Below are 26,669 nucleotides of genomic sequence, written 5' to 3'. Positions count from 1 at the left end.
TGGGCACCCGGGTGCGCCTTGGCCGTGCTGAAGCGACCATCGCGGCAGCCCCGCCGTTGCGTGCCTTTGCCGCTCAGCGTGCCTTTTTGTCCCGATGGGTGCGCTGGATCGCCGCCACGTCGATGATCAGCGCCACATTGCCGTCGCCCAGAATGGTGGCGGCAGAAATGCCCGGCACCTTGCGGTAGTTGGTTTCCAGATTTTTCACCACCACCTGGTGCTGGCCCACGAGTTGGTCCACCAGCAGCGCAAAACGGTTGCCTTCGGCCTGCACGATCACGACGATGGCCTGAGTCGGGTTGTGCACCGCATTGGCCACATCAAAAAGCTTGTGCAATTCCACCAGCGCCAGGTATTCGCCCCGCACATGCATGACCTGCTCGTCGGCGGTGATGGCATGCAGATCCTTGGCCAGCGGCTGCAGGGATTCAATCACGTAGTTCAGCGGCAGGATGTAAATTTCGTCGCCCACCTTGACCGACATGCCGTTCAGGATGGCCAGCGTCAGCGGCAGCACGATCCTGATCGTCGTGCCCTGGCCCTGGCGCGAGAAAATTTCGACATGACCGCCCATTTCATGGATGTTGCGCTTGACCACATCCATGCCGACGCCCCGGCCCGAAATATCGGTGACCACTTCCGCAGTCGAAAAACCAGGCGCCATAATCAGTTGCCAGGCCTCCTCATCACTGGCGTCGTCGCTGATAGCAATGCCCTGCTGCCGGGCTTTGGCCATGATTTTTTCCCGCACCAGGCCGCCGCCATCGTCACGGACTTCGATCACGATGCTGCCGCCCTGGTGCTGGGCCGACAGCGTCAGCTTGCCAGCCGGGTCCTTGCCGGCCAGTGCGCGCTGCTGCGGCGTCTCAATGCCGTGGTCCAGGCTGTTGCGCACCAGGTGCGTGAGCGGATCGACGATGCGCTCGATCAGGCTCTTGTCCAGTTCGGTTTCCTTGCCCACCGTCACCAGGTTCACCTGTTTGCCCAGCTTGGCCGACAGGTCGCGAATCAGGCGCGGAAAGCGGCTGAACACATAGTCCATCGGCATCATGCGGATAGACATCACCGATTCCTGCAGGTCGCGCGCGTTGCGCTCCAGTTGGCCCAAACCGCTCAGCAAGCGCTCATGCAGCACCGGGTCCAGCGTTAACGCGGTTTGCGTCAGCATCGACTGGGTGATCACCAGCTCGCCCACCAGGTTGATGATCTGGTCCACTTTCTCAACATCGACCCGGATCGAGTTGGACTCTTTGGCCTGAGCGGTTGCGGCTATCGCGGCGGGAGCGGCAGGCATCCCCTCGAACGGCGGCGCGGGCGGGGCAACGATCTCGACAACCTCGACAACCTCTACAACCTCTACAACCTCTACAACCTCTACAACCTCGACAGCCGTCACAACCAGGTGCTCGACCTCCAGCGCCGCCAGCGGCGGGCCAGGCAACTCGTTGGTGATTTCGATCTGGTCGGTTTCCACGATGAAACAGCTCACCGCCACCAGGTCATCGGTATCGCAAGCCGTTTCCAGCCAGAGCGTCAGGCTGTTGGCGTCCCGGGTTTGCGCCAGCACCGTGCCCAGGTTGGCCAGTTCTTCAGCCAGCAGTTTCTGGTCGTTTTCGGAAACCTGGGTAAAGCGCACTTTCAGCGTCGGCACCGCGACTGCGCCAGGCTTCGGCACGGGCAGCGCCGCCGCGACTGCCACCGTTTTTGCCACCGCTGGCGAAGCAGCAGCGGGGGCTACGGTCGCACCGTCATGACCCTCCAGCGCCAGTTGTTGCAGTACGGCGCAGATTTGAGCGACTGTTTGCGGATCAGGTACCTGGCCGTCACGATACGCACTTAATTGTTGTTGCAACATGTCTTTGGTTTCCAAAAAGCTATCCATCATCTTTGTGCTTAACTTCAGTTCGCCATGGCGGGTGCGGTCGAGCAAATTTTCAAGCAAATGCGTGGTGTCGGTCAGCGCCACAAATCCAAACGTAGCCGCCCCGCCCTTGATGGAATGCGCAGCGCGAAAGATTGCGTTCAGGTCTTCGCTGTCAGGCGTTTGCAGATCCAGGCGCAAAAGGCGTTGCTCCATCTCATTGAGCAACTCATCGGCTTCTTCAAAAAAGGCCTGGTAAAACTGGGTGATATCCATCGCGTATTCGTTTCTTCTTTAAAGGCGGCAATCAGCTGCGCTGGTCAGGGCGGGCAGTTGACAGGCTCACAGCGGCCTGCCCGGCAGCGCCCGGCTTGATGCTCACACTGGCGCCAGTGGCAGAATTTGCTTTTTCTATCAGCATCTGGGCGCGATGGTTGAGTACCACGATGCTGATGCGGCGATTGACGGGCGCCAAAGGGTCGCTCTGGTTCAGGTGCATGCTTGACGCCACGCCCATGACGCGCAGCACCTTGATTTCCTGCAAACCACCCGCCACCAATTCCCGGCGCGAGGCATTGGCCCGGTCCGCCGACAGCTCCCAATTGCTGTAGGACTTGTCGCCCTGCGCGTAAGTCGTGGCATCGGTATGGCCGGACAGCGTGATCTTGTTGGGCTGCGCGTTGACGACTGGAGCGATCTCGCGCAGGATGGTGCGCATGTAGGGCGCCACCTGCGCACTGGACCGGTCAAACATCGGCCGGTTGCTGCTGTCCACAATCTGGATGCGCAAGCCCTCGGGTGTGATGTCGATCAGCAGCTGGGGCCGAAACTCCCTGAGCAGCGGGCTCGCCTCGATCATTTTGTCAAGCTGCGACTTCATCTGGTCCAGGCGGTTGACATCCTGGGCCTCGTCGTCGCTTTCCGGCATCTTGACTTTCTCCTTGATCGCCGCAGGATCGCCGCCGCCCGGAATGACGCTGGGGCTGTTGTTGATGGCCGGTCCGCCTGAAATCGCCTCGGTCAGCGGCCTTTTGAAATGCTCGGCAATACCGGTCAACTGATTGGGCGAGGAAGATGACAGCAGCCACATCACCAGAAAGAAAGCGAACATGGCCGTCATGAAGTCGGCAAAGGCAATCTTCCAGGCGCCGCCATGGTGGCGCGCCGCCATCACCGGGCGCTTGATGATGATGATGGGGCGTCGGGCGCCGTTCATGGCCATTCAATCCTGCGCGTTTGCGCGGCCCTTGACATCACGCACATGCCCGTCCAGTTCGCTAAAAGACGGCCGGTGCGTCGAAGTCAGCACCTTGCGGCCGAATTCCACGGCCAGCTGCGGCGCATAACCGTTCAGGCTGGCCAGCAGCGTGATCCGGATGCACTGGTAGACCTTCAGGGATTCGGCCACCTTGTGCTCGACCAGGGTCGCCAGCGGCATCACAAAACCATAAGCCAGCAAGATGCCCAGAAAAGTCCCCACCATCGCGTGCGCAATCAGCTGGCCCATCTGCGCGGGCGGCAGGTCGGCAGACGCCAGCGCATGCACCACCCCCAGCACGGCCGCCACAATGCCCAGCGCCGGCAGCGCATCGCCAACACGGGTCAGGCTGTGCGCCGGTATTTCGCCCTCATGCTTGTAGGTTTCCAGCTCCTGCTCCATCAACTCTCCGATTTCGTGCGGATCGGTGTTGCCGCTGACCATCAGGCGCAGGTAATCGGTCATGAACTCCAGCACACGGGCATCTGCCAGAATCACCGGATATGGCGCAAAAATGGGGCTGTTGTGCGGATCGTCAACGTCCGACTCCAGCGACATCAAGCCGTCCTTGCGACCTTTGGACAGCAGCATGTACAGCAAGGCGAGCAGCTCCATGAAAAGAGCCTTGTCGTGCTTTTTAGAATTTTTAAGCAGTTTGGGCAACACTTTGAGGGTCGAGCGTATGGTCTTGCCGTCGTTGCCCGCAATGAACGCACCCACGGCCGCGCCGACGATGATCAGCACTTCCAGCGGCTGGTACAGCACGCCGAAATGACCGCCCATCAAGCCGTAGCCGCCAAATACGGACGCCAGCACCACCCCGTAACCCAAGATCACCAGCACGACGCGCTCCCCTTTAAATCTTCTTCAGGATTCATCACCAACAGCCTCGCGGCTCGTCAGGAACGAGCGCCATTCATCACATCCGCCAGCCACTTCGACGGTGATGTCGATAGCTCAGACGCCTTGGCTGTCGCCGGCTTCTCGGCCAAAATGCGTGGCGTCTTGCCTGTCTTGCCTGCACGCGAGGGCGGCCGGCACAACACACACACATAGTTGTTTTGCGGCTCGTGCGCATGGGCGACAAACAGGCCAGTGCATCGGGTGCATGTGCTCAGCTGCAGCATGTCGCTGTCAAAAAACCGCACCAGCGTCCAGGCACGCGTGAAGTCCAGCACGGGATCACTGCCCTGCTGCCGGACCTGCTCCAGGTACAGCCGGTAGCTTTTAATGACGGCGGGAATCCGGCCGCAATCGCCATGAGTGACCATGAACCGGTAGATGTTGTAGAACATCGACGAATGAATGTTCGACAGCCAGGTCATGAACCAGTCGGTGGAAAACGGCAGCAAGCCCTTCGGCGGCGACACGCCCTTGATTTCCTTGTACAGCTTGATCAGGCGATCACGGCTCAGGCTGGTTTCGGCTTCCAGGAACTGCAGGCGGGCGCCAAGCTTGATCAAATCAATTGCAAGGTGGATTTCGCGGGCTTCACGAACGACGCTTTTAACAGCCATGGTGACTCGCGCTGCAAAAGTAGTTAGCCCATACAGGGGATAAATTGCCTGCGATATGTAACATTATTGTAATGCGTCGATCCGCTGGCCAGACAGAAGAATGGCGGCATGGGCCTGCTGCAAAGCCAGGTTTTTTCCGTCCTGCGTCAATGCCGACAGCACCGGATGATCGTCAAACCGCAAGCGGCACAAAAACAGGCTGGACGCCGCCAGTTTCACAATTTGCGATAGCGACAGGTTGCCCAGCAAATCCGCTACTTCCCGGCTCAATCCCAGACGAAACATGGCCGTCGGCACATCTTCCCGAACCAGCCGCTGCGCCAGCAGCAAGTAAGTCAAATTCAAGTCACCGATCTCGTTGGTGTTAGTCGTTTCAGCCATAGGTGCTCCCGTTTTCTTGTTCTTCTGACCACTTTTTTGAAGATCAGAAGAGTCTGTAAAAATCATTAGATATGTCAAAAAATTGTTATTTTGATAAAATCAAATATATACAATTTACAACTCATCTCATACATTCTAGATAGTTTTACAAAATTGAAACAAAAAAACACAGATTTTGTTTTTTATTTTTTTCTTGTTTCTTTTTTGAGTTGTTTACATAAAAAAAATTGAGCTGTATCAATTTGATGATGCAAAACTCACTTTTTTGATTTTTGCGCGTCCAGCCGGTACAGCCAAGCCAGCACTTCCGCAACGGCCAGGTACAGCTGGGGCGGAATCTGCTCATCAAGATTGACCTGCATCAGCAACTTGACCAGATCGGGCGAGGCATGCACGTAAAGCCCGCTTTCTCGCGCGCGCTGAACAATCGAGTCGGCAACAGCCCCGTAGCCTTTGGCCACCACAATGGGCGCCCTGTCCTTCTTCGCGTAGGAAAGCGCGATGGCGCTGGGCCGGTCAGGCAGGCCCGTCGCGTCAGGTGACGCGTCGGCGGTGTTAGGCGGCATCACCATTTTTCGCTGCAGGATGCGGCGACAGCGTCCCGATCTGCAGCCCCGTCAGTTGCAATCCCAGCGCTTGCAGCCGCTCGGGCAGTTCTGCGCGGGATTCAGCCAGCATGCTACGCGTGGTGTTCTCGCTGGCGGCCATGTGGACCTGCAACGCATTGCCCACCAAGCTGATACGCACTTCAACCTCCCTGAGCGAATTTAGCGTCAAGGCCACACGCGTGCTCCAGGTGCGCGGCGCGGCTTCGTCATCCGCTGCCGGCTGGCGCGCTTCTTCCTGAATTTCCCAATCCATGGGCACGCCCGGCCAGGCTTCACCGCCCCAGCGAAACACCGGTGCCGCCAGTAGCTCAAGCTGCTGGCGCACCAGCGCCACCGCATCGGGGTGAATGCCCGCCAGCCCCGCCGCGTTGCTGCGTGCCGCGTCCGTTGCAGCGGTGCCGCCTTGTTTTGCACCAGGATCCTGACCTTCGGCGTCCTGAGGCGCCACGTTGCCACCAGGCAACAGCCTGCGCTCACCTTGTGGCAACGTCTGGGCTGAATCCGCCGGGCCTGCCGCTGGCAGCGCCAGCGCTGCTTTCAACGAAGGGTCCAGCCGGGCTTGCGGCTCCTGCGCCAGCTCGGCCAGCGCGCGCGTTCCTGCGGCAAACTGCGCCAGGTGCGATTCGTAAAACAGGCCCGAGTTGCCGACGGTGCGGGCCAGCGACGCGGCCAGACCGGTAAGTGACGACGACACCGGCAGCAGCGCCTCGGTCCCGATGACTTTGGCCGCAGCGCCTGCCCGGCCTTCCAGAATTGCACTCAGCGCACGCGCCGCGGCGCTCAAGGTCACCCCGCTGCCCAAGCCTGAAGCCGCACCGGCATGGCCGCGCTGATCACTTTTTAAAAGCCCGACGCCCAGTTGCAGTTCCACGGCAGCGCGCGACGGCAAGCGTACGTCATTGATGACTTCTTCCACCGGTGCGACCGCCTCCGGCCCCGCAACCTGCACCTCCGACTTGAGCGGCACCAGGTCCACCCGCTGGGCCAGCCGCGTGGCCAGCAGCGTGTCAAGCAGGGGCGTCAAGCCGCTCATTGGCGAATATCAGACGCCTGGCCATAGGCTTTTTTAAGGATTTCCTGTTGCTCCAGGCTTTTCACCGCGGCCCCCAGGTGCGCCAGTTGCGGCATCACCAGGCTGGAAACTTCGCCTTGGCTGGACGTGATGCGGCTCAGCAGCTGGTACTTGCGCGCCACCTGCTCTTCATGAAGCAGTTCCAGCGGCTCGATCACTTTGAGCCGGTCCACCAGGTCGCTGTACACCGCTTCCTGCGCCGGCAACTCGCCCCACTGGCCGGCACGCACCAGCGTCAGCATGCGCTCGGTCAGGGTGTCGATCTGCTCGTAGCAATGCATCACTTCACTTTGAGAACTCATGAATCAGGCTCCTGCTGAAAAACGGGGGGTGGTTTGGCCAGCCAGTGCCTGCGGCATCGGCTGTGCTTTTTGGGGATCGATCTCGCGCCATGCCGAGCTGATGTTGTCCAGCAGCCGGTCCGCCTCGTCCAGCAGCGCCGGGTCGTTGCGCAAGTTGGCATACAGCAGGCGCTGGGCGATGTAGTCGTACAACGCCGACAGGTTGCCGACAAGTTCCGCGCCCGCCTTATCGCTGGTATCGGTATCCAGGCTGGCTTTCAGGCCGTTGTCCACAATGTTGATGGCCTTGGAAATCGCCTTGCCTTTGGCCGCAATTTCGTTGTTGGCCATATGGTGGCGCGCCATGGCAATGGCAGTTTTCGCGCCATCGAACAGCATGGTGATCAGCTGGTGAGGCGACGCGCTCATGGCGGACGACTGCAGGCCAATCTGGGCGTAGCTGCTGGCGCCGGTACTGGCGGCTGCTGTGCGTGTGTACATGGAATAGCCTTACTTTTTATTGCTGTTATTGATCGCATCGAATTGCTGGGTCAGATAAGCGCTGGTCTGGTTCATGCGGCTCATCATCACGTCAAGCTGGGTGAACTGGTCCTTGTAGCGCGCCACCGTCGCCTCGACCCGATCCGACGTTGCCGTGTATTGCTTTGCCAGCGAATCCAGGGAACTGCTGATGCCCTTGCTGGCCGCCGTCAGCACCCCGCCCGTGGTGTCGGTGTAGCCGGTGATCAGACTCGACAGGCTGTTGCCGTAGCCGCCCACGCCGGCCGTGCCGGAAAACAAAGTCGCCACGCCGCCCAGGTTGCCGTCCAGTGCCGCCTTCAGCTTGACCGAGTCCAGCGCCAGCGTGCCGTCTTTTTCAAACGCAACGCCGATGTTCGACAGCATCGTCAGGCCGCTGCCGAATTCCGCTTGCGGGCTGGTCAGCGCCGATCGCATGCCCACCTGGATGTTGCGCAACGTCGAATCGCCCAGCAACACGGCGCCCGACTTGCTGGCGGGGTCAAAAGCGGTCAATTTCTTGGCAACGCTTTGCAGGGTGTTGTAGGCATTGACAAAATTGGCAATCGCGTTGCCTGCGCTGTCGGTGTCTTTTTGCACCGACAAGGTGGTAAGCCCCAGCTTGGCCACGGTCATGGTGACATCCTGCACCGCTCCCACCACGCTGTTGGTGGCGCTGGTGATGGCAATGCCGTTCACGGTCAGTTCGGTGTTTTGCGCGGCGACGGTTTGCTGCAGATTTCGCGCAGCGGCCGGGTCATTGGTCAGCAGCTTCGACAAAGCAGAATATGCGGGAGCAGGATCTGGAGGATCGACAGGAACAGGGTCGCCGGAGACGCTGATACGCATGCTCGACGCTTCGCCTGTTTGCGTGGAGGTCAATACCAGCCGGTTTGGCTTGTCGCTGCCGTCGTTGACGATGGAAGCCGTCACCCCCAGCGTGGTTTTGGCATTGATCGCCTTGGCAATGTCGGCCAGCGAGCTGTGCGCAGGATCAATGTCGATCGACTGCGTGCGCGTAGCATCTGGATCCTTGGTGAAAACCGCCCCCGACGTCGTGCCGAACTCGAACTGCACCGTGATCGGCGTCGTGCCATCGCCAATATTGGTGCTGGTGTCCGCCTGACCGACGGTTGCCAGCGACTGCGCTTGCGCCAGCTGCGTCACGTTCAGCGCATAAGTACCGCTCTGAGCCGTGGAGGCTGCCGTGGCCGTCAGCACCTCAGAGGCTGTAGAGCTGGCCTTGACGCCCTGGAACAGCTCCGGCTTGGCCAGCGCCGCCGCGGCTGTCTGCAGCGAACCGAGCGCACTGTTGAGCTGGCCGTAGGCCGTCAGCTTGGTGGTGTAGCTGGCTTGCTGCCGCTGAATCGCCGCCAGCGGTAGTTGCTCGGCCGTCTTCAAGCCGGCCAGCAGGGAATTCAAATCAAGGCCAGAGCCAATGCCGAGAGAAGAAACGGTGGCCATATCAAATCCTGTTCTTTCTGTTTTGGAGGACCGCGTCAACCCTGTAGGTCGGCTTAGCCGAAGGCGTAACCCGACCTACGACGGCCAGCGCAAAATCACACCGATTGCGCAAACAACAACCCTTTCAGGTTATCCATTGCCTTGGACATGCGCACCACCTCCTCGGTCGGAATCTGGCGGATCAGCTTGCCGCTGTCCTGGTCCACGACCTTGACGATCAACTCGCTGTAATCGGAATCAATTTCGAACTGCACGCTGATGGAGAAACCGGCCAGCACCTTGTTGATGTCTTCCAGCGACTGCTGCAGTTGCCTGGCGCCGGGTTTGTCCACCTCGCTCGCCCCGGCAGGTGCAACCGCCCTGGACGCGGGCGGCTCAAAAACCTCGCGCGGCAGGCCGGCGGCCTGCGCAGCAGGCGCTGTTTTCTGGCTGGGCGGCAAGCCGTCGGCTGCACGCATCGAGGGTATTGAAATCGGCATGTTTACTTTCCTGTCAAAAGCGCTGTCCGCTCCCGCCTGAACAATTCACCAAGCGGGAGCGGGCAGCGCAATCGGGTGGTTTGACCCGATTGGCTGACCTTTTTTTTCAAGCGGCGGCCCGCAGACCGCCGCTCACGACTGCCGGTGATTAACGCAACAGCGACATCACGCCTTCAGTTGACTGGTTGGACTTGGCCAGCACCGAGGTGCCAGCCTGCTGCAGGAGCTGCGCGCGTGTCATGTTCGACACTTCAGTCGCGTAGTCGGCATCTTCAATGCGCGAACGCGAAGAAGACAGGTTCACGATGGTCGTGCCGAGGTTGGCGATCACCGAGTCAAAACGGTTTTGCACCGCACCCAGCGAGCCGCGCAGGTCGTCGACTTTCTTCAGAGCTGCATCAAGTGCTTTCAGGGGGTCAGCAGTGGCCAAGCTGGTCGTGCTCGCTGCAAGCGTGAGGGCTCCAGCGGTAGTCTTGTAAATCTGAGCACCAGTATTGTCCGTCACCTTGCCGTTGGCTTGGGCGTAGTAAGTGGTTGTGACCTTTGTGCTGGCATCGTTGCTCAACGTGCCGCTGGCGTCTGCATAGACAGCTCCGTTGCCATTGGTCACCGCACCGCCAGAAGCTACCGTGTAAGTGGTGTTGCCGCCGCTCGCATTAACAGTGGCTGTGTAACCCCCCGACGTAGCAGTGGCCAAAGCACTGGAAGTGATTTTGGCGTCAACAACGTCAAATACGCCACCAGTTGTTTTGTCAGCAGTCAAAACCGTGCCACCGACTGCGATCGAACCGCCGGTACCTGATGTGATGGTACTCATTGAAGCGGCCAAGCTCGTCACAGTAGCGGCGGCAGCACCGCCTGCCTGGGTTTTGGACAGGTTACCGACTGAATCAAGATAAAGCACAGCGCCATCATCCGCTGCGGTGATGGCCCCAGTGGTGCCGATTTTGATGTTTTGCGAGGCATTGGTGCCAATGGTGACAGTCGCGGATGCACTGCCAGTTGTAGGTGTCAGGTATGTAATGACATTAGCATTAGTAGCATCGGCAACATTGAAGGAGAACGAGCTGCTGGCCGCGTTGTACTTGTAGGTATTGCTGTCAGCTGCCTTGCCAAGACCGTTAGTCGTACCGGTGTAGTTGACCGTATCGTTGGTAGCCAGCTTGGAAAACACATTGGCCGACGTGGCTGCCGTGTTAGCCGTTGTCACGTCTTTGCTGTAGGTGTACGAACCGTTGGTGTTAGCAGTAGCGGCCTTAGTAAAGCCGGCAAGGTCGGCAGCGGCAGCGGCAGCATTGGCGACTGCCGTTTTTCCGTCCACATTGAAACCGGTCAAACCCAGCGTTGTCGAACTGATTTCCGTCAGGCCGATCTTGATGGTTTCTCCGTCGTATGCGCCGACCTGCACGCTCAGTTCCTTGGCGCTGGACGACAGCACCTTGACGCCGTTGAAGTCGGTTTGCGCAGAAGTGCGGTCGATTTCAGCCATGCGCTGGGTTATCTCGGCCTGCATCGACGCTTTGTCCGCATCGGAGTTGCTGCCGTTGGCGGACTGCACCGTCAGTTCGCGGATGCGCTGCAGGTTGGTGTTGACTTCGTTCAATGCGCCTTCGGTGGTTTGCGCCATCGAGATGCCGTCATTGGCGTTGCGCGAGGCTTGCGTCAAGCCTTTGATGCTGGCGGTGAAGCGGTTGGCGATGGCCTGGCCGGCGGCATCGTCCTTGGCGCTGTTGATGCGCATGCCGGACGACAGGCGCTCGATCGCCGTGTTCATGGCACCCTGTGATTTGGTCAGGTTGTTTTGCGTGACGAGCGAGAGGATATTGGTATTGATGACTGACATGAAGGGCTCCTGATTACAAAGGTTGTGAGTTCCGGCGAACCCGCCGTCACGCTGGCCTTGCCTGCACATGCAGTTTGCAAGCCACCGTTATTCAAGTTATCGGCCAGCGTCTGGAAAACCTTTAGGGCTGCGCGCAAATAATTTTTCACTGCTTGAAAACCAGACCACTGCCTCCCCCTCAATGCACGGCCACAAGCGTAGCGGGGATGTCGGGCTACGCCTTCGGCCAACCAGAAATACGTATCAAATATGGGCTTTGCGCAATAGCTACGGGCGCTAAAAGCTATTAATTGCATAGCGTTTTGTAGATCGGGTTAGCGCAGCGTAAGCCGACGTCGGCGCATTGGGGTGCGTGCGTTTTGGAGCGCGTGATCACGCCGCCATGTTCATGACTTCCTTGTACGCATCGACCACCTTGTTGCGCACCTGCAGGGCGGTCTGAAAGCCAATGCCGGCTTTTGCCATATCGACCATCACGTCATTCAGCGCTACGCCGGGCTTGCCCAGTTCAAACGCTTCGGCCTGGCGGGACGCGCTCTGCTGGGTGTTGCTGATGCGATCCAGCGACTTTTTCAGTTCGCCGGCAAAGCCGCCGGCGCCCGCTTCGCTGCTGGCCGCAACGGAGCTGCCCATGGAAGGGGCCAGCGCGCGCATTTGTTGCAGGACGGATTCAATAGACGAAATGGACATGGTTTTGTGGGTGGGCAGCACGCACGCCCATGGCTGATGAAGACCTGAAGCGTAGCAGCCGATGGCCGCGCCGCATCGCGCCAAAAGATGCCAAAAGCCCCGGCTATTCAGGCGATCAAGTACGGCGCTGCACTCTGACAATCCGTCACAAGGCAGGGGGTGCCTTGGCCGCACCGGACGGGCCAGCCCCTTTCCCCTTCTCCTTACCACTTGTTGTATGCCATCAGTCGTTTCACCGGGCTACCCGCCCGGCTCACATTGGAGTTGCCATCGCGCCGTCAGCGCGCGGCAACCGCTCGCTGAGGCATTGGCCAGGTGAGCGCATGAGTACCGCCGCGGTGGGCACGGGCGCAGCCGCGTCCAGCACCCTTCCTTTTCTGGAGCAGTTGCGCGCCAATCCGCGCCTGCCGCTGATCATTGGCGCTTCTTTCGCCCTGGCGGTGATTGCCGCGATGTGGATGTGGAGCCGCCAGCCTGACTACGGCGTGCTGTACACCAACCTGTCAGACCGTGACGGCGGTGCCATCATCGCGTCGCTGCAGCAGATGAACATTCCGTACAAGTTTGCCGGCGGCGGCGGCGCCTTGCTGGTGGAGGCCAGCAAGGCGCCGGAAGCACGACTGAAGCTCGCTGCGCAGGGGCTGCCCAAAGGCGGTACGGTTGGCTTTGAGTTGATGGACAACCAGAAGTTCGGCACCAGCCAGTTTGCCGAGCAGATCAATTACCAGCGTGCGCTGGAAGGCGAACTGGCGCGGTCGATCAACTCCATTTCAGCCGTCGAGTCGGCGCGCGTGCACCTGGCGCTGCCCAAGCCGTCGCTGTTCGTGCGTGACCAGAAAAAGCCCAGCGCCTCGGTGGTGTTGTCGCTGCACCGCGGGCGCAGCATTGACGAAGGCCAGATCAGCGCCATCGTGCATTTGATTTCCAGCAGCGTGCCGGAACTGTCAGCCAAAAGCATCACCGTGGTGGACCAAGGCGGCAACCTGCTGTCGGCGGCCAATAGCGGTACGCGCGGCCTGGACGTGAGCCAGCTCAAATACACGCAGGAGATCGAGCAGGGCTACATCCGGCGCATTGAAGCGATATTGCAGCCCCTGATGGGCGCGACCAATGTGCATGCGCAGGTGGCGGCAGAAATTGATTTTTCGGTGGTGGAGAACACCAACGAAACCTACCGGCCGAACCAGGCACCGGGCAGCGCGGCTATCCGCAGCGAGCAGTCGAGCGAGTCCAGCCAGCCGGGCATGGGTGCGGCTGGCGGTGTGCCGGGCGCCTTGAGCAACCAGCCACCGGTCAACCCGGTGGCGCCCATCGTCACCACGCCGGCGGGCCAGGCTATGCCAGCCACGCCAGCCACGCCAGGCGCACTGGTTGCTCCGGCCGCACCGGCCAGCGCGGCTCCACCCGCGGCAAGCACGGGCACGGCGCGCAAGGACGGCACCATCAACTACGAACTGGACCGCTCGATACGCCATGTGCAGCAAGGCGCCGGCAGCGTCAAGCGACTGTCGGCAGCCGTGGTGGTCAACTTCCGGAGCGTCGCGGACAGCAAAGGCAAGCGCACGGCGCAGGCGCTGACGGCCCTCGAACTCGAACAGGTCAACAACCTGGTCAAGGAAGCGATGGGTTTTAGTACCGAGCGCGGCGATTCGCTGAACGTGGTCAACAGTGCGTTTGCCTCCGACACCATTGAGGTGGTCGAGTTACCGCTATGGAAACAGCCCGAAAACATTGAGCTGGCCAAAAACGGGGGCAACTACCTGATGCTCGCCCTGCTAGCGCTGTTTGTGTGGTTTTCCGTACTGCGGCCATTGCTGCGCCATTTTTTGAAACCCGCACAAGTTTCGCTGCCGGCGCCAGGCAAGGAAGCGTCCGTGGCGCAGGCCGACCCGGAGCAGACGCGGCTGAAGGTAGAGGCGCAGGCGCAGGGCCAGGAACGGCAAGAACAGCGCCACCTGGAAAACACGAAGTACGCGCAAGACATGGCCCAGAAGGATCCCCAGATCGCGGCGGCACTGATGAAGCACTGGATGGAGAATGATGATGAATAAGGGCATCAGAAAAAGCGCCATTTTTTTGATGTCGCTCGGCGAAGAAGGCGCCGGCAGCGTCTTGAAGCTGTTACCGCAAAGCACTGTTCAGTCGCTGGGTGTCGCCATGGCCGCACTGACGCAGGTCAAGCATGAAGAGGTGAGCGAGGTGCTGGAAGAGTTCCGCACCGAAACCGAGCAGTACTCGGCACTGCACCTGAACACCAGCAGCTATTTGCGAAGCGTGCTGAACAAGGCGCTGGGCAGCGACCGCGCCGCCGTCGTGCTCGAAAAAATCTTCAAGACCAGCGAATCAGCCAACGGAATCGAACGGCTCAACCAGCTGGAGGCCGTCGAAGTGGTGGAGCTCATTCGAGACGAGCATCCGCAGATCATTGCCACGCTGCTGATTCACATGGACCGCAGCAAGGCCGCGGCGGTGCTGGAAAAGCTGCCTGAACGGGTGCGTCACGATGCCGTGCTGCGCGTGGCGACTTTCGGGGGCGTGCAGCCAGCCGCGCTGCAGGAACTGACTGAGGTGCTGTCCGATATCTTGTCGGGTGAAGGCGTCAAGCGCAGCAGCCTGGGCGGCATCCGGGCGGCGGCTGAAATTGTCAACCTGATGAGCAGCCTGCAGGAATCCAGCGTGATCAAGCATGTGCGCCAATACGACGAAGTGCTGGCGCAAAAAATGATCGACGAAATGTTCCTGTTCGAAAATCTGCTCGAAATCGAGGACCGCGGCATCCAGTTGCTGCTCAAGGAGATCGATTCGGAGTCGCTGATCATTGCACTCAAAGGTGCGCCGCAAGTACTGCGCGAAAAGTTCCTGAAAAACATGTCCACCCGTGCCGCCGAATCGCTGCGCGAAGACATTGAAATGCGCGGCCAGGTGCGCGTGTCGCAGGTCGAGACGGCGCAAAAGGCCATCCTGCAGGTCGTGCGCCGCCTGTCGGATTCCGGCGAGATTGTAATGGGCACCCCAGGCGGCGATGCGTATGTCTAGCCGGCCGCAGCAGACCGCCTGGCAACGTTGGGAAATGACCTCGTTCGCACAAGACATGCAGTCCGGCGCCGCGCAAGCCGCACCGGAGCCTGAACTGCAGCCGTTAGAGCCGGCCTTGCTGATCGACGAGGCCGAGCTGGCCCGCCTGCGGCTCGAAGCACAAAAAACCGGTGAAGCCGAAGGCCACAAACAGGGTTACGCGCGTGGGTTGGCAGAAGGACATGCGGCCGGGCTGGCGGCCGGATTGGCCGCTACCCAGGCCCAGGCCGGGCAACTGCAGGCGCTGACGCTGGCCTTGCCGGCGGCCCTGCGCCTGGCCGAGAGCAGCGTGGCCGATGACCTGCTGGCGCTGGCGCTGGACGTTGCCCGCCAGGTGCTGGGCCAGGCACTCACGGCAGAGCCGCAGGCGATTTTGGCCGTGGTGCATGAGTTGCTGCAGGCCGAGCCGGCATTGTCCGGCGCGCCGCAACTGCTGCTGCACCCCGACGATGCGGCGCTGGTGAAAGAGCTTTTGGCGGACGACTTGAACGCGGCCGGCTGGCGCCTGCGGGCCGATGCCCAGATCACGCGCGGTGGCTGCCGTGTGACGGCCAGCAGTGGTGAGCGGGATGCGACGGTGCAGGCGCGCTGGGAACGGGTGGCCGCAGCACTGGCGAGAAGCGAGACACCGGCCAGCTTGGCGCCTGATTCAGCATGACGGAGCACCCTGCCACGGCCGCCGAAAATCCGCATGTCGCAGCCTGGCAGGCGGCGCTGGGCGAGGCCCGCGCCGCCGTCAGCCTGAGCGTTCCGGTTCGCACTTACGGGCGGCTGACGCGCGCCGTCGGCCTGGTGCTGGAAGCGGTGGGGCTGCGCCTGCCGGTGGGCAGCGACTGCCTGATCGAGCTGCCGCCCGGCTATCCGCAAAAAACCGCCGAAGCCGAGGTGGTCGGCTTTGCGGGCGACAAAATCCTGTTAATGCCGCTGAGCGCGGTCGATGGCTTGCTGCCGGGCGCGCGCGTGTATGCGCTGGAGTCGCCAGCCTGCGCCGGCGCTGCCGGGCCGCGCACCAAACGGCTGCCGGTCGGCGAAGGCATGCTGGGCCGGGTGGTCGACGCCTCGGGCCGGCCGCTCGACGGCCTGGGGCCGCTCGATTTCGAACTGGAAGTGCCGCTGTCGCGGGCGCCGGTCAATCCGCTGACGCGCGCGCCCATCAAGGACGTGCTGGACACGGGCGTGCGCGCCATCAACGCCATGCTGACCGTGGGGCGAGGCCAGCGCATGGGCTTGTTTGCCGGCTCTGGCGTGGGGAAAAGCGTGCTCCTGGGCATGATGGCGCGCTACACCAGCGCCGACGTGATCGTGGTCGGCCTGATTGGCGAGCGCGGCCGCGAAGTCAAGGACTTCATCGACAACACGCTGGGCAAGGAAGGCATGGCCAGGGCCGTGCTGGTGGCCGCGCCGGCCGACAACTCGCCGCTGCTGCGGCTGCAGGGCGCTGCATACGCCACCTGCCTGGCCGAGTACTTTCGGGACCGGGGCAAAAGCGTGCTGCTGATCATGGACTCGCTGACGCGTTACGCCATGGCCCAGCGCGAGATTGCGCTGGCCGTAGGCGAGCCGCCGGCCACCAAGGGCTACCCGCCGTCGGTGTTCGCCAAGCTACCGGCGCTGGTCGAGCGCGCGGGCAACGGCGAGATCAATGCCGAGGGCCAGGGCGGCTCGATCACCGCGTTCTACACGGTGCTGACCGAAGGCGACGACCAGCAGGACCCGATTGCCGATTCGGCCCGCGCCATTCTGGACGGCCATGTGGTGCTGTCGCGCAGCCTGGCCGAGTCGGGCCACTACCCGGCGATTGACATTGAAGCGTCAATCAGCCGCGCCATGACGGCCTTGATCGAGCCGTCGCAGTTTGAATCGGTGCGCAGTGTCAAGCAGATGCTGTCGCGCTACCAGCGCAACCGCGACCTGATCAGCGTCGGGGCTTACGCGCCCGGCCACGACGCGCAACTGGACAAGGCCATTGCGTTGTACCCAAAGATCGAAGCTTTTTTGCAGCAGACGATGGACGAGCAAGCCGACTACGCCGCATCGATCAGCCAGCTGCATGGCATTTTCAACGCCCGCTAGCCCACTGAAAAACCGCAAGGACACCCATGGCTGAAAAACTACCGCTTGCCACGCTGATCGAACTGGCCCAGACCAAAACCGACCAGGCCAGCCGCCGGTTGGGCCAGCTGCAAAATGCCCATACCAGCGCAGCCGCCAAGCTGGACATGCTGCTGCAGTACCGGCAGGAGTACCTGGAGCAGTTCAACGGGCAGATGCAGGGCGGCATGCCCTCGGCGCAGGTGCGCAACTTCCAGAATTTCATTGGCACGCTCGATGGCGCCATCGAGCAGCAGCGCGCCCTGACGCTGCAGGCCGATACCCGGCTGGGACTGGGGCGCAGCGACTGGCAGCACAACAAGCGGCGCCTGACGTCTTTTGACACGCTGGCTGACCGGGTGCGCCAGCAGGAAATGTTGGTCGCCGGCAAGAAGGAACAACGCGAAAGCGACGAGCGCTCTGCCCGGCAGTTTTACCTGCGCACCACCGCCCTGGCGGACTGAACCACAAGATTGACCGGAGCCTGCCATGTCCATCACTCTCCCGGCCAGCATCGGGCCAGCCCCATCGGCCAGCCCCGGCGGCAAGGCATCAGCGCGCGCCGACGGCCAGGCGCAGAACCAGCCGGGCAGTTTTGGCGAGGCCCTGGCACGTTCCCAGCCGCCTGCTGCAGAGAAATCTGCCGCGAAGGCGGCCACGCCCATGCCCGCACGCCGCCAGGCTGACCCGGAAAAGACCGAGCCGCAGGAGATGGTCAATCCCATGCAGGCGTTGCTGACGCCATTTGAACGCCGATTGGCTGCTGAAGCGCTGCCGGCCGTATCTGCCTCATCCGGCGACAATGTTGTGGGGCGAACCGATGCCGCAATAAATGACCCGCTGGCAGAAACACCTCTGGCAGAAGGCGCAGCGGCCGAGGCACCCGAAGTGGCTGCCGACGCCGATGCGCAGGCTGCGCTGGCCGATCTCCTGACGGCAGCTGGTCCCAAGAGCGCAATACAAACGCCCGTAAAAGCCGGGGCTGCGGCCATCCAAGATGGAACGGCATCTGCGTCGCCCACGCGCGCCCTTGCTGCTCAAGCCGGGGCAGCCAGCGAAGACCTGTCAGGCCTGTCCGCTAAGCAAGGCGACGAAGACTCGGCTGCAGGCCAATCCGGCGATGCACGCGCTGATCTTTCGCTATTTGCAGCAGATGCTACGGCGGGCACCAGCGGCGCATTGCTGTTGCAGCCTGCGGGCGCTGCATTTCAAACACCAGCCGGCGCTTCAGCATTGAGCACGCCGGCGCCCGTTGCCACGGCATTGCTGGCGCCGCCAGTGGGCAGCAGTGAATGGACCAAGGCGCTTGGCCAGCAGGTGATCCACATGGGCACGGCAGATCACCAGATCGCCGAACTGCAGCTCAATCCCCCCGGGCTGGGCCCGTTGAAGGTCACGCTGAGCATCAACGACCAGCAGATGCAGGCCATGTTTGTTTCGGCCCATTCGTCGGTTCGGGCGGCGGTAGAGGCTGCCTTGCCGCAATTGCGGGCGCAGCTGGCCGAGAGCGGCATCAGTCTGGGCAATACGTCGGTGGGCGCCGAAAGCCAGCCGCAAACGGCATTTGCCAACGGTCAGAACGGCCAGAATGGCCAGTCGCCACGCGGAAGCTACCGTATGGCCGAAACCGACCCGCTCTTGCCTGGCCGGCCCGTCACGGCGCAGGTCCGCAGCATCAGCACGCGCATTGACACCTACGCCTGAGCGGACAGAGCCGGACAAATTCATGGCGGGCAGCAAACGCCGGAGTTGAAGCGCTTTCCCCCGTTTTATCAAGCCATGAGTTCAGGCCAATCCGGCCAACAATCGGTTTTCATTCTCACGCACTAAAGTTATGGCCAACAGCATCGAAGACGGCAATCCTCCAGGCAGAAGCAAACTGCGCATCGTGTTGCTGTCTTGCCTGCTTGTACTGGGACTGGCAGGCGCAGCCGGTGGCGCCTACTATTACCTGAACAAGACACCCTCCAAGACGACGGCCGTCTTGAAGGTCGAGGACCCGATTTTTGTTCCCCTGGAGCCGTTCACTGTTAACTTGCAACCCGGCGGCCGCAGCCGCTTCTTGCATGTGGCCGTCACGCTGAAAATGACAGATGGCAAATCCCAGACCCAGATAGCCCAGTATTTGCCGGAGGTGCGCAGCCGGGTTCTCAGCACGCTGTCCAACCGCGAGGCCGATTCCCTGACCACACCGGAGGGCAAGGGCAGGCTGAGCGGTGAAATCTTGAGTGCACTGAGCCAGCCTTTTGCGCCCAACCTGCCGCAACAAAAGATTGCAGGTGTGATGTTCACCTCTTTTATGCTGCAGTAACGGCAGTCTGAAAAAACTTGTCAATGGACAATAAACACGAACTGTCTCAGGACGAGGTGGATGCACTGCTGCAGGGGATCACAGGCGACGTCGATGAGACCGCTCAATCACCAAAGCCGGTATCTGCGCAGCGGCCAGAGCCCAAGCAGGCGCTGAACTACAGCCTTGGCACGGACGAGCGCATTGTGCGCAGCCGGATGACGACGCTGGAGGTCATCAACGAGCGCTTTGCGCGGGACCTGCGCTCCTCGTTGCTGGTCTACATGCGCCGCAGTGCCGACATTTCGGTGGGAAACGTGCAGATCCAGAAGTACAGCGACTTCGTGAGGAATTTGCCGGTGCCGGCCAACATCAACATGGTGCAGATGAAGCCGTTGCGCGGGGCGGCGCTGTTTGTGTTCGAGCCCAAACTGGTGTTTTTGGTGGTGGAAAATTTGTTTGGCAGCGACGGGCGTTTTCAAATCCGGGTGGAAGGCCGCGACTTCACGCCGACAGAGCAACGCATCATCAAGCGCCTGCTGGGCCTGACGCTGGACAGCTACGGCAAGGCCTGGCAGCCCGTCTATCCGCTCGATTTCGAATACCTGCGTTCAGAGCTGCAGATCAAGCGCGTCAACATCGTGGCACCCAATGAAGTGGTGGTTTCAACCACGTTTCGGATCGAGTTTGGCCAGATCGGCGGATCGCTGACCATTTGCATCCCCTACTCGATGATTCAGCCGATACGCGACCTGCTGGCGAACCCGCTGCTGGCTGAAGTGGAAGTGGACACCCGCTGGATAGCGCAACTGTCGCAGCAAGTGACCAGCGCCGATGTGGAACTGGTGGCGCAGTTCCTGACCATCGATTCGAGCATTGGCGAATTGCTGAAACTCAAAGTTGGTGATGTGCTGCCGGTCGAGATTCCGACATCGATTACCGCCAAGGTCAATGGCGTTCCAGTCATGGAATGCAGCTATGGCACCTCCAACAATTGCTACGCCCTTCGGGTACAGAAAATGATTACCCACCAAACCAGTGATTCAAGCACCGAAAGCAACCATGAGTGACGGCAACAAGCAAGATGCAGCCAAAGACGCGGCTGACGACTGGGCCGAAGCAATGGCCGAGCAAGCAATCACCACCGAACCCGCGGCGGCGCGTGCGTCCGCAGCGGCATCGGTGCCGGCGGGCGAACGGGTCTTTGCGCCGCTTCAAGCCGGCAAGGTGGCTGACATTGCGATGAGTGACATTGCCCGCGTGCTGGACGTGCCGGTGCAATTGACAGCCCAGTTGGGGCGCACGCGCATCACCATCAAGAACCTGCTGCAGCTTTCGCACGGCTCCATCGTGGAACTTGACGGTCTGGCCGGCGAGCCGATGGATGTCTTCATCAACGGCTACCTGATTGCACAGGGCGAAGTGGTGGTGGTCAATGACAAGTTCGGCATTCGCCTGACGGACATCATCACGCCGTCCGAGCGCATCCAGAAACTGAACCGATGAAGCTGCCGCGCCTTGCCCGAATGGCCGCTTCGCTGCTTGCCGGCCTGAGCGGTACAGCGGGCGCGATGCTGCCGACCGTGCCGACGCCAGCCGCCGAGCCTGTCCGCTCCTTTGCGGCGGCCGGCCTGGTACAGGCGGGCTTGGGCCTGGCCGTGGTAATCGGGCTGATTTTTTTGTTGGCCTGGGTGGTTCGGCGCTTTGGCCTGCAGCCATCGGGCAATGGCCAACTGCTGAAGGTGGTGTCCAGCGTCATGGTCGGCCAGCGCGAACGGGTGGTGGTGGTGGAGATAGGCGACGCATGGCTGGTGCTGGGTGTCGCCAGCGGCCAGGTTCGTGCACTGCACACGATGCCGGCTGAAAAACGGCCTGATGCGCAGGTCCCGTCGATCAACGGCTTGGGGGGAGAAAGCGCTTTTTCTCAAAAACTGCTGGATTCCATGTCCAGGCTGACCAAGCTGAAACGCGGCTGATGGCGATGGCTTCATCGGTCCGCTCGCCGGGGCGCCTGGCATGGCCACTTTTGCTGCTCGTGCTGGCTGCGATGTGGCTGTTGCCGTCCTTGGCGTCGGCCCAGGGCTTGCCAGGCATCACCAGCACAACGGGGCCGGGCGGCGCCCAGACCTGGTCGCTCAGCGTGCAGATGCTGGTCATGATCACGTCATTGTCCTTTTTGCCGGCGCTGCTGCTGTCAATGACCAGCTTCACCCGCATCCTGATTGTGCTGGGGCTGCTGCGCACGGCCATCGGCACCCAGTCATCGCCGCCCAACCAGATTCTGGTCGGGCTCTCGCTATTCCTGACCTTTTTTGTGATGTCACCGGTGTTCGACAAGCTCCACAGCGAAGCGTACAAGCCGTTTTCCGAAAACGCCATCAGCGCGGAAGTGGCGCTGGAGCGCGGGGTCGAGCCTTTCAAGCAGTTCATGCTCAAGCAGACCCGGGAAGCCGACCTGGCGCTGTTCGCCCGGCTGGGCAAAGTGGGCAGCATGGAGGGGCCGGAGCAGGTTCCGCTGCGGATATTGCTACCGGCCTTTGTGATCAGCGAACTCAAGACCGCATTCCAGATCGGTTTCACCATCTTCATTCCCTTCCTGATCATCGACCTAGTGGTGGCCAGCGTCCTGATGTCACTGGGCATGATGATGGTGCCGCCGGCCTCGATTGCGCTGCCGTTCAAGCTGATGCTTTTCGTTATGGTGGACGGCTGGCAACTGCTGGTCGGGGCTCTGGCGCAGAGCTTTTACACCTGAGCCGGTCAGATTAACCCCACCGAGGATGCACTGAAATGACCCCCGAGTCCGTCATGACCATGGGCTATGAAGCCATGAAGCTCACGCTGCTGCTGGGCGCACCCTTGCTGTTGACGGCGCTGGTGGTCGGTTTGCTGATCAGCCTTTTCCAGGCGGCCACGCAGATCAATGAAATGACGCTGTCCTTCATTCCCAAGCTGCTGGCGGTTTTTGCCGTCCTGGTGATTGCCGGCCCCTGGATGCTGGGGATCGTGCTGGATTACATGCGCAACCTGTTTTCCTCGATTCCGCAACTGGTGGGCTGATGCCACCGGTTTTTTCGGTCACCTCGGACCAGCTGAACGTCTGGTTGGTGGCCTTCTTCTGGCCGTTTGTGCGCATGCTGTCGCTCATCAGCACCGCACCTATTTTCAGTGAAAAGGTCGTTCCGCGCTCCGTCAAGGTCGGTCTGGCCGTGTTGCTGGCCATCGCCATCGCCCCTACCCTTGGGCCGCTGCCCGCTGTCCCGCTGGTGTCTGGTGCTGGCTTGTGGATCGTTGTTCAGCAAGTCCTGATTGGCGCGGCCATGGGGTTTTCGATGAAGCTGGTGTTTGCCATGGTGCAGGCAGCAGGCGACTACATCGGCCTGCAGATGGGTTTGTCGTTCGCCTCGTTCTTTGACCCCATGAGCGGAGGCAACACAATGGTGCTGGCGCGCTTGCTCAATGTGATGGCGATGCTGATTTTTCTGGCGGTTGACGGGCATCTGGCGCTGATCGCAACGCTGGCGGAGAGCTTTGTCACCCTGCCAATTGCGGACGCACCGCTGGCCGCCGGTGGCTGGTTTTTACTGGCGTCGGCCGGCAGCCAGATATTCCTGGGCGGCCTGATTCTGGCGCTGCCGCTGATTGCCACGCTGCTGACGCTGAACCTGGCCATGGGCATCCTGAACCGGGCGTCTCCCCAGTTCAGCATTTTTGCGGTGGGCTTTCCCCTCACGCTGCTGGCGGGCATTGCCATGCTGCAGGTGCTGATGGAATACCTCGGGCCTTTTCTCGAACCCAGGTTTGCAGCAGGCTTCGTGTCAACCCTGGAAATATTGCAGGGATTAAGGCCTTAGCGCATGCTGCGCGGGCAAAAACTGCTATTATTTCAATAGCGTTATCAGCATCAGCCAATGCAGCTTGTGTTATTTCAGGTAGTTGAACAATGCGATTTGCTGGACCTTGACAAAGGTCTGCTGGCTCGCCTGCAGCGCGGTTTGCCGCTGGTAGAACTCGGAAATAGCGCTGGCGTAATCCAGGTCCTGCAGATTGGACAGAGAACTCTTGTCATTGAGCGTACGGCTGTCGCCGGTCGCCCTTAGGGCGTCGAGTTCCTGCAGGCGCGAGCCGACTGAGGCGCGCACGGTCAGCACGTTGTCGTGCGCGTTGGTAACCTTGCGGTTGGCCGTGCCGAGCGCATTGAGCACTTTGGCCTGCGCGGCCGGGCCGCCGTTGTCCACCGGCGTTTTCAGGGCCTTGATGGCGTCGTTGATAGCGCTGAAGACATCGGTGCCGGCATTTTTTGCCGGGGCGACCTTGAAGGTATCGCCCGCAGCAGGCGCACCGCTGATGCTGATCTGCAAACCGCCGAACGTGATCGGGCTACCTTCCTTAAAGACCTCGGCAGAGGGGAGTGTTGCCTGCCCTGGAACCGTATCGACCGTGAACATCACAGGATCGGCGACTGTACCCGTGCCGGAAAACTTGATTTCAAAATCTTTACCGTAATTCCCGTTGCTTACATCGACAACCGACGTCGAATTGAACACGCCGCTGCCGACGTTGCCGAGGCTGTTCGGATTTACGGTGTCAACACGGGCCGAGGTAACGTAGCCCGCGCCGCTTTGCACCGACTGGAAAATACTGCGCCCGTCATCCGCGCCGGCCATCTGCCGCGACGCATCGACCTGCGTCAGGCGCTGACCCTGGTCGCCGGTATACGTGATCGCGCCATCGGCCTGACGCACGAAGGGCGCGGAACCGCTCTTGAAACCGGAAAACAAGAACTGGCCGTTGCCGTCGTCGGTATTGGCCAGGCCCTGCAACTGGTCCAGATTGCTTTGCAGGGAGGTGGCGATGTTGGCGCGATCGGTGTCGTTCAGTGTGCCGCCAGCCTGGATCAGCAAACCCTTGACGTTTTGCAGCACGGAGGTGGTGCTTTGCAGAACGCTTTCTTCCTGCGTCAGGGTTTGCGTGGCCTGTGTGCGGCTGGCCGCATACTGGGAATTCATGGCGATGGACTGCGCGAGGGCCATGGCCCGGGTCGTCCCCAGCGGGTCGTCCGAAGGGGCGAGTAGCTTGCTGTTGGCACCCATTTGCTGCTGTACCCGCAAGAGATTGCTCTGCAGCGAACCCATGGCGGTTCGGCTCTGCTCGTAAAAAGACTGGGTGCTGATTCGCATCATGAACTCCTTGGCGCTGGGCGCGGGTTTAGCGGCTGATGCCCAGCACCGTATCAAACAGGGTTGACGCGGTCTGGATCACCTTGGCATTGGCCTGGTACATCTGCTGGAACATCAGCAGGTTGGCCGTTTCTTCATCCTGGTTGACGCCCGACACCGACTGCTGGGCCGAGCGGATTTGCGTGGTCACGCTGGCCTGTGCCGTATTGGCTATCTGTACCTGGCGGGCCTTGTTGCCCACCGTGCTGACCAGTTGCCTGTAGGCGTCGCTGACGCTGGCCGTGCCGTCGTCCAGCGTTTTCTTGTTTTGCAGCGCGCCCAGCAGCAAGGCATTGCCGCCATCGGACACGCCGCCGGTGTTTTTTGCGATGGTGAAGGTGTCGTTGTTGGCGGGGGTGCCGCTGATGGTGACCGTGATGCCGTTAAAGCGGATAGGCTCTCCTGGCTTGTAGATCACCGGCCCCCCTGGCAGGCCGGAAAGCTCATTGGTTGCGCTGTCGTACGTGAGTGTCACGCCGGTAGAAGCAAGTTCCGCCGGCGAGCCATAAGGCGCCTCAACCGTCCCGGCAGTGATTGCACCACTGCCCTGATTGCCTGCCTTATTGCCGGTGATGATGGGCGAAGCCGCTGCCACCTTGGCTGGATCCGAAATCCGGACCGTCAGGTCGCGCGCGCCGGTGCGGGTGGGCTGGAGCAGGAACGAATCACCTGCCACCGCGGTGCCGCCCAGCGTCAGTGTCACACCGTCGTAGGCTCCGGTGGTCGAATCAGGTTTGACAACGGTGTTGTCTGACAGCCGCGTCACCGTGAAGGAAGAGGCACCCGTGACGTTCACACGGTAATCACTGGTGGTCAATTGACTGATGTCAGAAAACCTTGGTACCAAGGTGCCGCCGCCCGTATTCTTGCCATTCGGAATCACGCCCGGAGTGGCCTGCGAGAAAAAGTCCGTTCCCATGGCGCCATTGAGATCCATCCCCAGTTTCTGCTGGGCATTGAACGTGTCCGCCAGTGAAAGGGCCATGCGGCCCAGGGTATTTTGCGCAGGGGCCAGCGTTTCGCTGCGAAACTGCAGCAACCCGCCAAGCGAGCCGCCTGAGAGCATGCTGTCCTGCATTTCCACGGTCTTGCCAGCGGCATTCACGGTGGCAACGGCAATGCGCCCCGGATCACCGGCGGATCTGACCGCTGCCAGTCGGGTCGCCTGGTCGCCCAGCACGAGCGCCTGCCCGTTGCCCATGTAGACGTTGAATTGACCACCATCCTGGACCATGACCTTGGTGCCCACCAGTTGGCCCAGATCACTGATCAGCTGGTCGCGCTGGTCCAGCAGGTCATTGGGTGCCTGGCCGCCGCTTGTAGTGCTGATCAGGGCGACTTGCTTGTTGAGACTCGCGATTTGCTGGGTGTAGGTGTTGATCTGATCGACGTTGCCGGACACCTGGTCGTTGACATTGGCATTGAGCCCCGTCAGGTACTGGTCCATGGACCTGAACTGGTTGGCCAGGGCCTGGCTGGAACTGATCAGTTGCTGCCGCGCCGATGGGTCGGCCGGGTTGTTGGCCACCGCCTGCACATGGGAGAACAGGGTCTGCAGTTGCGGCGCCAAGCCGGCCGTCTGATTGGCCAGCAGGTTGTCGATCTGGCTGATCTGCGTGGAATAAGTGGTCAACGACTGGCTGGCCGACTGGGCCTGATTGAGTTGCGAGGTCAGGAACTGGTCGTAACTGCGGCTGACGTCCACCACCTTGGCGCCATTTCCGAAGAAACCCACGCCCGGGTTGTTAGCGCCACCCGCAGAGGCAATCTGCGCTGTCTGGCGGTTGTAGCCCGGGGTATTGACGTTGGCAGTGTTGTGACCCGTCGTCACCAGTGCCGCCTGCGCTGCGTTCAAGCCGCTAAGCCCGGTATAAAACATGCTGTTTGACATAAAACCTGATCCTCTGGAGCAACGACCTGTATCCCGGCAGATTTTTCAGGGCGCCGTACTGGGTTAACGACACGCGCAACAAAAACCTGAAGGGAAACCTTTCGTTTTTTTGCAACGATTGATTGTCAAG

General features: G+C 61.0%; 28 protein-coding genes. 13 read left to right on the top strand and 15 right to left on the bottom strand.

The window, feature by feature from the left end:
• Positions 1-73 precede the first annotated feature (73 nt).
• From cheA to fliE, 13 genes are all read right to left on the bottom strand, one after another.
• Positions 74-2,137 (bottom strand): chemotaxis protein CheA, encoded by a 2,064-nt coding sequence (cheA, locus tag IWX87_RS01205; RefSeq protein ID WP_196861672.1) that lies wholly within the window; start codon positions 2,135-2,137, stop codon positions 74-76.
• Positions 2,138-2,168: 31 nt separating this feature from the next.
• A complete protein-coding gene (gene motB / locus IWX87_RS01200) occupies positions 2,169-3,077 on the bottom strand; it encodes a flagellar motor protein MotB (protein WP_196861671.1) in 909 nt (302 codons plus the stop codon).
• A gap of 6 nt (positions 3,078-3,083) precedes the next feature.
• The gene (gene motA / locus IWX87_RS01195) at positions 3,084-3,962 is read right to left on the bottom strand and encodes a flagellar motor stator protein MotA (RefSeq protein WP_196861670.1); all 879 of its coding nucleotides are present in this window, start codon (positions 3,960-3,962) and stop codon (positions 3,084-3,086) included.
• Between the two features lie 56 nt (positions 3,963-4,018).
• Positions 4,019-4,636, bottom strand: a complete 618-nt coding sequence (flhC, locus tag IWX87_RS01190) for a flagellar transcriptional regulator FlhC (RefSeq protein ID WP_196861669.1) — start codon at positions 4,634-4,636, stop codon at positions 4,019-4,021.
• Between the two features lie 63 nt (positions 4,637-4,699).
• Positions 4,700-5,017 carry a flagellar transcriptional regulator FlhD gene (gene flhD, locus IWX87_RS01185; protein WP_196861668.1) on the bottom strand — a complete coding sequence of 106 codons (318 nt, stop codon included), beginning with the start codon at positions 5,015-5,017 and terminating at the stop codon, positions 4,700-4,702.
• 257 nt (positions 5,018-5,274) lie between these two features.
• Complete coding sequence (locus tag IWX87_RS01180; RefSeq protein WP_196861667.1) at positions 5,275-5,589, bottom strand: EscU/YscU/HrcU family type III secretion system export apparatus switch protein; 315 nt, start codon at positions 5,587-5,589, stop codon at positions 5,275-5,277.
• Positions 5,573-6,649, bottom strand: a complete 1,077-nt coding sequence (locus IWX87_RS01175) for a flagellar hook-length control protein FliK (protein ID WP_196861666.1) — start codon at positions 6,647-6,649, stop codon at positions 5,573-5,575. The genes IWX87_RS01180 and IWX87_RS01175 overlap by 17 nt, the downstream gene beginning before the upstream one ends.
• 5 nt (positions 6,650-6,654) lie before the next feature.
• Positions 6,655-6,999 (bottom strand): flagellar protein FliT, encoded by a 345-nt coding sequence (locus IWX87_RS01170; protein WP_196861665.1) that lies wholly within the window; start codon positions 6,997-6,999, stop codon positions 6,655-6,657.
• 3 nt (positions 7,000-7,002) lie between these two features.
• Entirely contained in the window at positions 7,003-7,479 is a 477-nt protein-coding gene (fliS, locus tag IWX87_RS01165; protein WP_196861664.1) for a flagellar export chaperone FliS, read from the bottom strand.
• A gap of 9 nt (positions 7,480-7,488) precedes the next feature.
• Complete coding sequence (fliD, locus tag IWX87_RS01160; RefSeq protein WP_196861663.1) at positions 7,489-8,961, bottom strand: flagellar filament capping protein FliD; 1,473 nt, start codon at positions 8,959-8,961, stop codon at positions 7,489-7,491.
• A 95-nt stretch (positions 8,962-9,056) separates the two neighbouring features.
• Positions 9,057-9,440, bottom strand: coding sequence for a flagellar protein FlaG (locus tag IWX87_RS01155; RefSeq protein WP_196861662.1), 384 nt, complete (start codon positions 9,438-9,440; stop codon positions 9,057-9,059).
• A gap of 148 nt (positions 9,441-9,588) precedes the next feature.
• Positions 9,589-11,283, bottom strand: coding sequence for a flagellin (locus tag IWX87_RS01150; protein WP_196861661.1), 1,695 nt, complete (start codon positions 11,281-11,283; stop codon positions 9,589-9,591).
• Positions 11,284-11,655: 372 nt separating this feature from the next.
• A complete protein-coding gene (gene fliE / locus IWX87_RS01145) occupies positions 11,656-11,973 on the bottom strand; it encodes a flagellar hook-basal body complex protein FliE (protein WP_196861660.1) in 318 nt (105 codons plus the stop codon).
• A 323-nt stretch (positions 11,974-12,296) separates the two neighbouring features.
• Between fliE and fliF the strand changes: the two genes are divergently transcribed.
• The 13 genes from fliF (at position 12,297) to fliR (ending at position 23,283) form a co-directional block, all read left to right on the top strand.
• Positions 12,297-14,024: a flagellar basal-body MS-ring/collar protein FliF gene (gene fliF, locus IWX87_RS01140; RefSeq protein ID WP_196861659.1), complete on the top strand. Its 1,728-nt coding sequence runs from the start codon at positions 12,297-12,299 to the stop codon at positions 14,022-14,024.
• Positions 14,014-15,009: a flagellar motor switch protein FliG gene (gene fliG / locus IWX87_RS01135; protein ID WP_196861836.1), complete on the top strand. Its 996-nt coding sequence runs from the start codon at positions 14,014-14,016 to the stop codon at positions 15,007-15,009. Before fliF ends, fliG begins: the two co-directional genes overlap by 11 nt.
• On the top strand, positions 15,002-15,706 hold the full coding sequence (fliH, locus tag IWX87_RS01130) for a flagellar assembly protein FliH (RefSeq protein ID WP_231374284.1): 705 nt from the start codon (positions 15,002-15,004) through the stop codon (positions 15,704-15,706). Before fliG ends, fliH begins: the two co-directional genes overlap by 8 nt.
• Positions 15,703-17,121 (top strand): flagellar protein export ATPase FliI, encoded by a 1,419-nt coding sequence (gene fliI, locus IWX87_RS01125; RefSeq protein ID WP_196861657.1) that lies wholly within the window; start codon positions 15,703-15,705, stop codon positions 17,119-17,121. Before fliH ends, fliI begins: the two co-directional genes overlap by 4 nt.
• A gap of 26 nt (positions 17,122-17,147) precedes the next feature.
• Positions 17,148-17,603, top strand: a complete 456-nt coding sequence (gene fliJ, locus IWX87_RS01120) for a flagellar export protein FliJ (RefSeq protein WP_196861656.1) — start codon at positions 17,148-17,150, stop codon at positions 17,601-17,603.
• A 25-nt stretch (positions 17,604-17,628) separates the two neighbouring features.
• Positions 17,629-18,843 carry a flagellar hook-length control protein FliK gene (locus IWX87_RS01115; protein WP_196861655.1) on the top strand — a complete coding sequence of 405 codons (1,215 nt, stop codon included), beginning with the start codon at positions 17,629-17,631 and terminating at the stop codon, positions 18,841-18,843.
• 130 nt (positions 18,844-18,973) lie between these two features.
• Positions 18,974-19,450, top strand: coding sequence for a flagellar basal body-associated protein FliL (gene fliL / locus IWX87_RS01110; protein WP_196861654.1), 477 nt, complete (start codon positions 18,974-18,976; stop codon positions 19,448-19,450).
• Positions 19,451-19,473: 23 nt separating this feature from the next.
• Positions 19,474-20,499, top strand: a complete 1,026-nt coding sequence (fliM, locus tag IWX87_RS01105; protein WP_196861653.1) for a flagellar motor switch protein FliM — start codon at positions 19,474-19,476, stop codon at positions 20,497-20,499.
• Entirely contained in the window at positions 20,492-20,935 is a 444-nt protein-coding gene (gene fliN, locus IWX87_RS01100) for a flagellar motor switch protein FliN (protein WP_196861652.1), read from the top strand. Before fliM ends, fliN begins: the two co-directional genes overlap by 8 nt.
• Positions 20,932-21,405, top strand: a complete 474-nt coding sequence (gene fliO, locus IWX87_RS01095; protein WP_196861651.1) for a flagellar biosynthetic protein FliO — start codon at positions 20,932-20,934, stop codon at positions 21,403-21,405. Before fliN ends, fliO begins: the two co-directional genes overlap by 4 nt.
• 5 nt (positions 21,406-21,410) lie before the next feature.
• Positions 21,411-22,184: a flagellar type III secretion system pore protein FliP gene (fliP, locus tag IWX87_RS01090; RefSeq protein WP_196861650.1), complete on the top strand. Its 774-nt coding sequence runs from the start codon at positions 21,411-21,413 to the stop codon at positions 22,182-22,184.
• A 35-nt stretch (positions 22,185-22,219) separates the two neighbouring features.
• The gene (fliQ, locus tag IWX87_RS01085) at positions 22,220-22,489 is read left to right on the top strand and encodes a flagellar biosynthesis protein FliQ (RefSeq protein ID WP_196861649.1); all 270 of its coding nucleotides are present in this window, start codon (positions 22,220-22,222) and stop codon (positions 22,487-22,489) included.
• Positions 22,489-23,283: a flagellar biosynthetic protein FliR gene (fliR, locus tag IWX87_RS01080; protein ID WP_196861648.1), complete on the top strand. Its 795-nt coding sequence runs from the start codon at positions 22,489-22,491 to the stop codon at positions 23,281-23,283. The genes fliQ and fliR overlap by 1 nt, the downstream gene beginning before the upstream one ends.
• Before the next feature lie 69 nt (positions 23,284-23,352).
• Here fliR and flgL read toward each other — a convergent pair whose 3' ends face one another.
• Entirely contained in the window at positions 23,353-24,609 is a 1,257-nt protein-coding gene (gene flgL, locus IWX87_RS01075) for a flagellar hook-associated protein FlgL (RefSeq protein ID WP_196861647.1), read from the bottom strand.
• 28 nt (positions 24,610-24,637) lie between these two features.
• A complete protein-coding gene (flgK, locus tag IWX87_RS01070) occupies positions 24,638-26,539 on the bottom strand; it encodes a flagellar hook-associated protein FlgK (RefSeq protein ID WP_196861646.1) in 1,902 nt (633 codons plus the stop codon).
• Between the last annotated feature and the right edge of the window lie 130 nt (positions 26,540-26,669).

The sequence above is a fragment of the Polaromonas sp. CG_9.7 genome, from assembly GCF_015752205.1.
Classification (GTDB): domain Bacteria; phylum Pseudomonadota; class Gammaproteobacteria; order Burkholderiales; family Burkholderiaceae_C; genus Polaromonas.
The sequence above is the reverse complement of the archived record's forward strand: the minus strand, read 5'-3'. Positions and strand labels throughout refer to the sequence as shown.

Excerpts from the sequence above, each read along its gene's own strand:
- cheA (WP_196861672.1), bottom strand. The coding sequence starts at position 2,137 with ATGGATATCACCCAGTTTTACCAGGCCTTTTTTGAAGAAGCCGATGAG.
- motB (WP_196861671.1), bottom strand. The coding sequence starts at position 3,077 with ATGAACGGCGCCCGACGCCCCATCATCATCATCAAGCGCCCGGTGATG.
- flhC (WP_196861669.1), bottom strand. The coding sequence starts at position 4,636 with ATGGCTGTTAAAAGCGTCGTTCGTGAAGCCCGCGAAATCCACCTTGCA.
- flhD (WP_196861668.1), bottom strand. The coding sequence starts at position 5,017 with ATGGCTGAAACGACTAACACCAACGAGATCGGTGACTTGAATTTGACT.
- IWX87_RS01180 (WP_196861667.1), bottom strand. The coding sequence starts at position 5,589 with ATGGTGATGCCGCCTAACACCGCCGACGCGTCACCTGACGCGACGGGC.
- IWX87_RS01170 (WP_196861665.1), bottom strand. The coding sequence starts at position 6,999 with ATGAGTTCTCAAAGTGAAGTGATGCATTGCTACGAGCAGATCGACACC.
- fliS (WP_196861664.1), bottom strand. The coding sequence starts at position 7,479 with ATGTACACACGCACAGCAGCCGCCAGTACCGGCGCCAGCAGCTACGCC.
- fliD (WP_196861663.1), bottom strand. The coding sequence starts at position 8,961 with ATGGCCACCGTTTCTTCTCTCGGCATTGGCTCTGGCCTTGATTTGAAT.
- IWX87_RS01155 (WP_196861662.1), bottom strand. The coding sequence starts at position 9,440 with ATGCCGATTTCAATACCCTCGATGCGTGCAGCCGACGGCTTGCCGCCC.
- IWX87_RS01150 (WP_196861661.1), bottom strand. The coding sequence starts at position 11,283 with ATGTCAGTCATCAATACCAATATCCTCTCGCTCGTCACGCAAAACAAC.
- fliE (WP_196861660.1), bottom strand. The coding sequence starts at position 11,973 with ATGTCCATTTCGTCTATTGAATCCGTCCTGCAACAAATGCGCGCGCTG.
- fliF (WP_196861659.1), top strand. The coding sequence starts at position 12,297 with ATGAGTACCGCCGCGGTGGGCACGGGCGCAGCCGCGTCCAGCACCCTT.
- fliG (WP_196861836.1), top strand. The coding sequence starts at position 14,014 with ATGATGAATAAGGGCATCAGAAAAAGCGCCATTTTTTTGATGTCGCTC.
- fliH (WP_231374284.1), top strand. The coding sequence starts at position 15,002 with ATGTCTAGCCGGCCGCAGCAGACCGCCTGGCAACGTTGGGAAATGACC.
- fliI (WP_196861657.1), top strand. The coding sequence starts at position 15,703 with ATGACGGAGCACCCTGCCACGGCCGCCGAAAATCCGCATGTCGCAGCC.
- fliJ (WP_196861656.1), top strand. The coding sequence starts at position 17,148 with ATGGCTGAAAAACTACCGCTTGCCACGCTGATCGAACTGGCCCAGACC.
- IWX87_RS01115 (WP_196861655.1), top strand. The coding sequence starts at position 17,629 with ATGTCCATCACTCTCCCGGCCAGCATCGGGCCAGCCCCATCGGCCAGC.
- fliL (WP_196861654.1), top strand. The coding sequence starts at position 18,974 with ATGGCCAACAGCATCGAAGACGGCAATCCTCCAGGCAGAAGCAAACTG.
- fliM (WP_196861653.1), top strand. The coding sequence starts at position 19,474 with ATGGACAATAAACACGAACTGTCTCAGGACGAGGTGGATGCACTGCTG.
- fliN (WP_196861652.1), top strand. The coding sequence starts at position 20,492 with ATGAGTGACGGCAACAAGCAAGATGCAGCCAAAGACGCGGCTGACGAC.
- fliO (WP_196861651.1), top strand. The coding sequence starts at position 20,932 with ATGAAGCTGCCGCGCCTTGCCCGAATGGCCGCTTCGCTGCTTGCCGGC.
- fliP (WP_196861650.1), top strand. The coding sequence starts at position 21,411 with ATGGCTTCATCGGTCCGCTCGCCGGGGCGCCTGGCATGGCCACTTTTG.
- fliQ (WP_196861649.1), top strand. The coding sequence starts at position 22,220 with ATGACCCCCGAGTCCGTCATGACCATGGGCTATGAAGCCATGAAGCTC.
- fliR (WP_196861648.1), top strand. The coding sequence starts at position 22,489 with ATGCCACCGGTTTTTTCGGTCACCTCGGACCAGCTGAACGTCTGGTTG.
- flgL (WP_196861647.1), bottom strand. The coding sequence starts at position 24,609 with ATGCGAATCAGCACCCAGTCTTTTTACGAGCAGAGCCGAACCGCCATG.
- flgK (WP_196861646.1), bottom strand. The coding sequence starts at position 26,539 with ATGTCAAACAGCATGTTTTATACCGGGCTTAGCGGCTTGAACGCAGCG.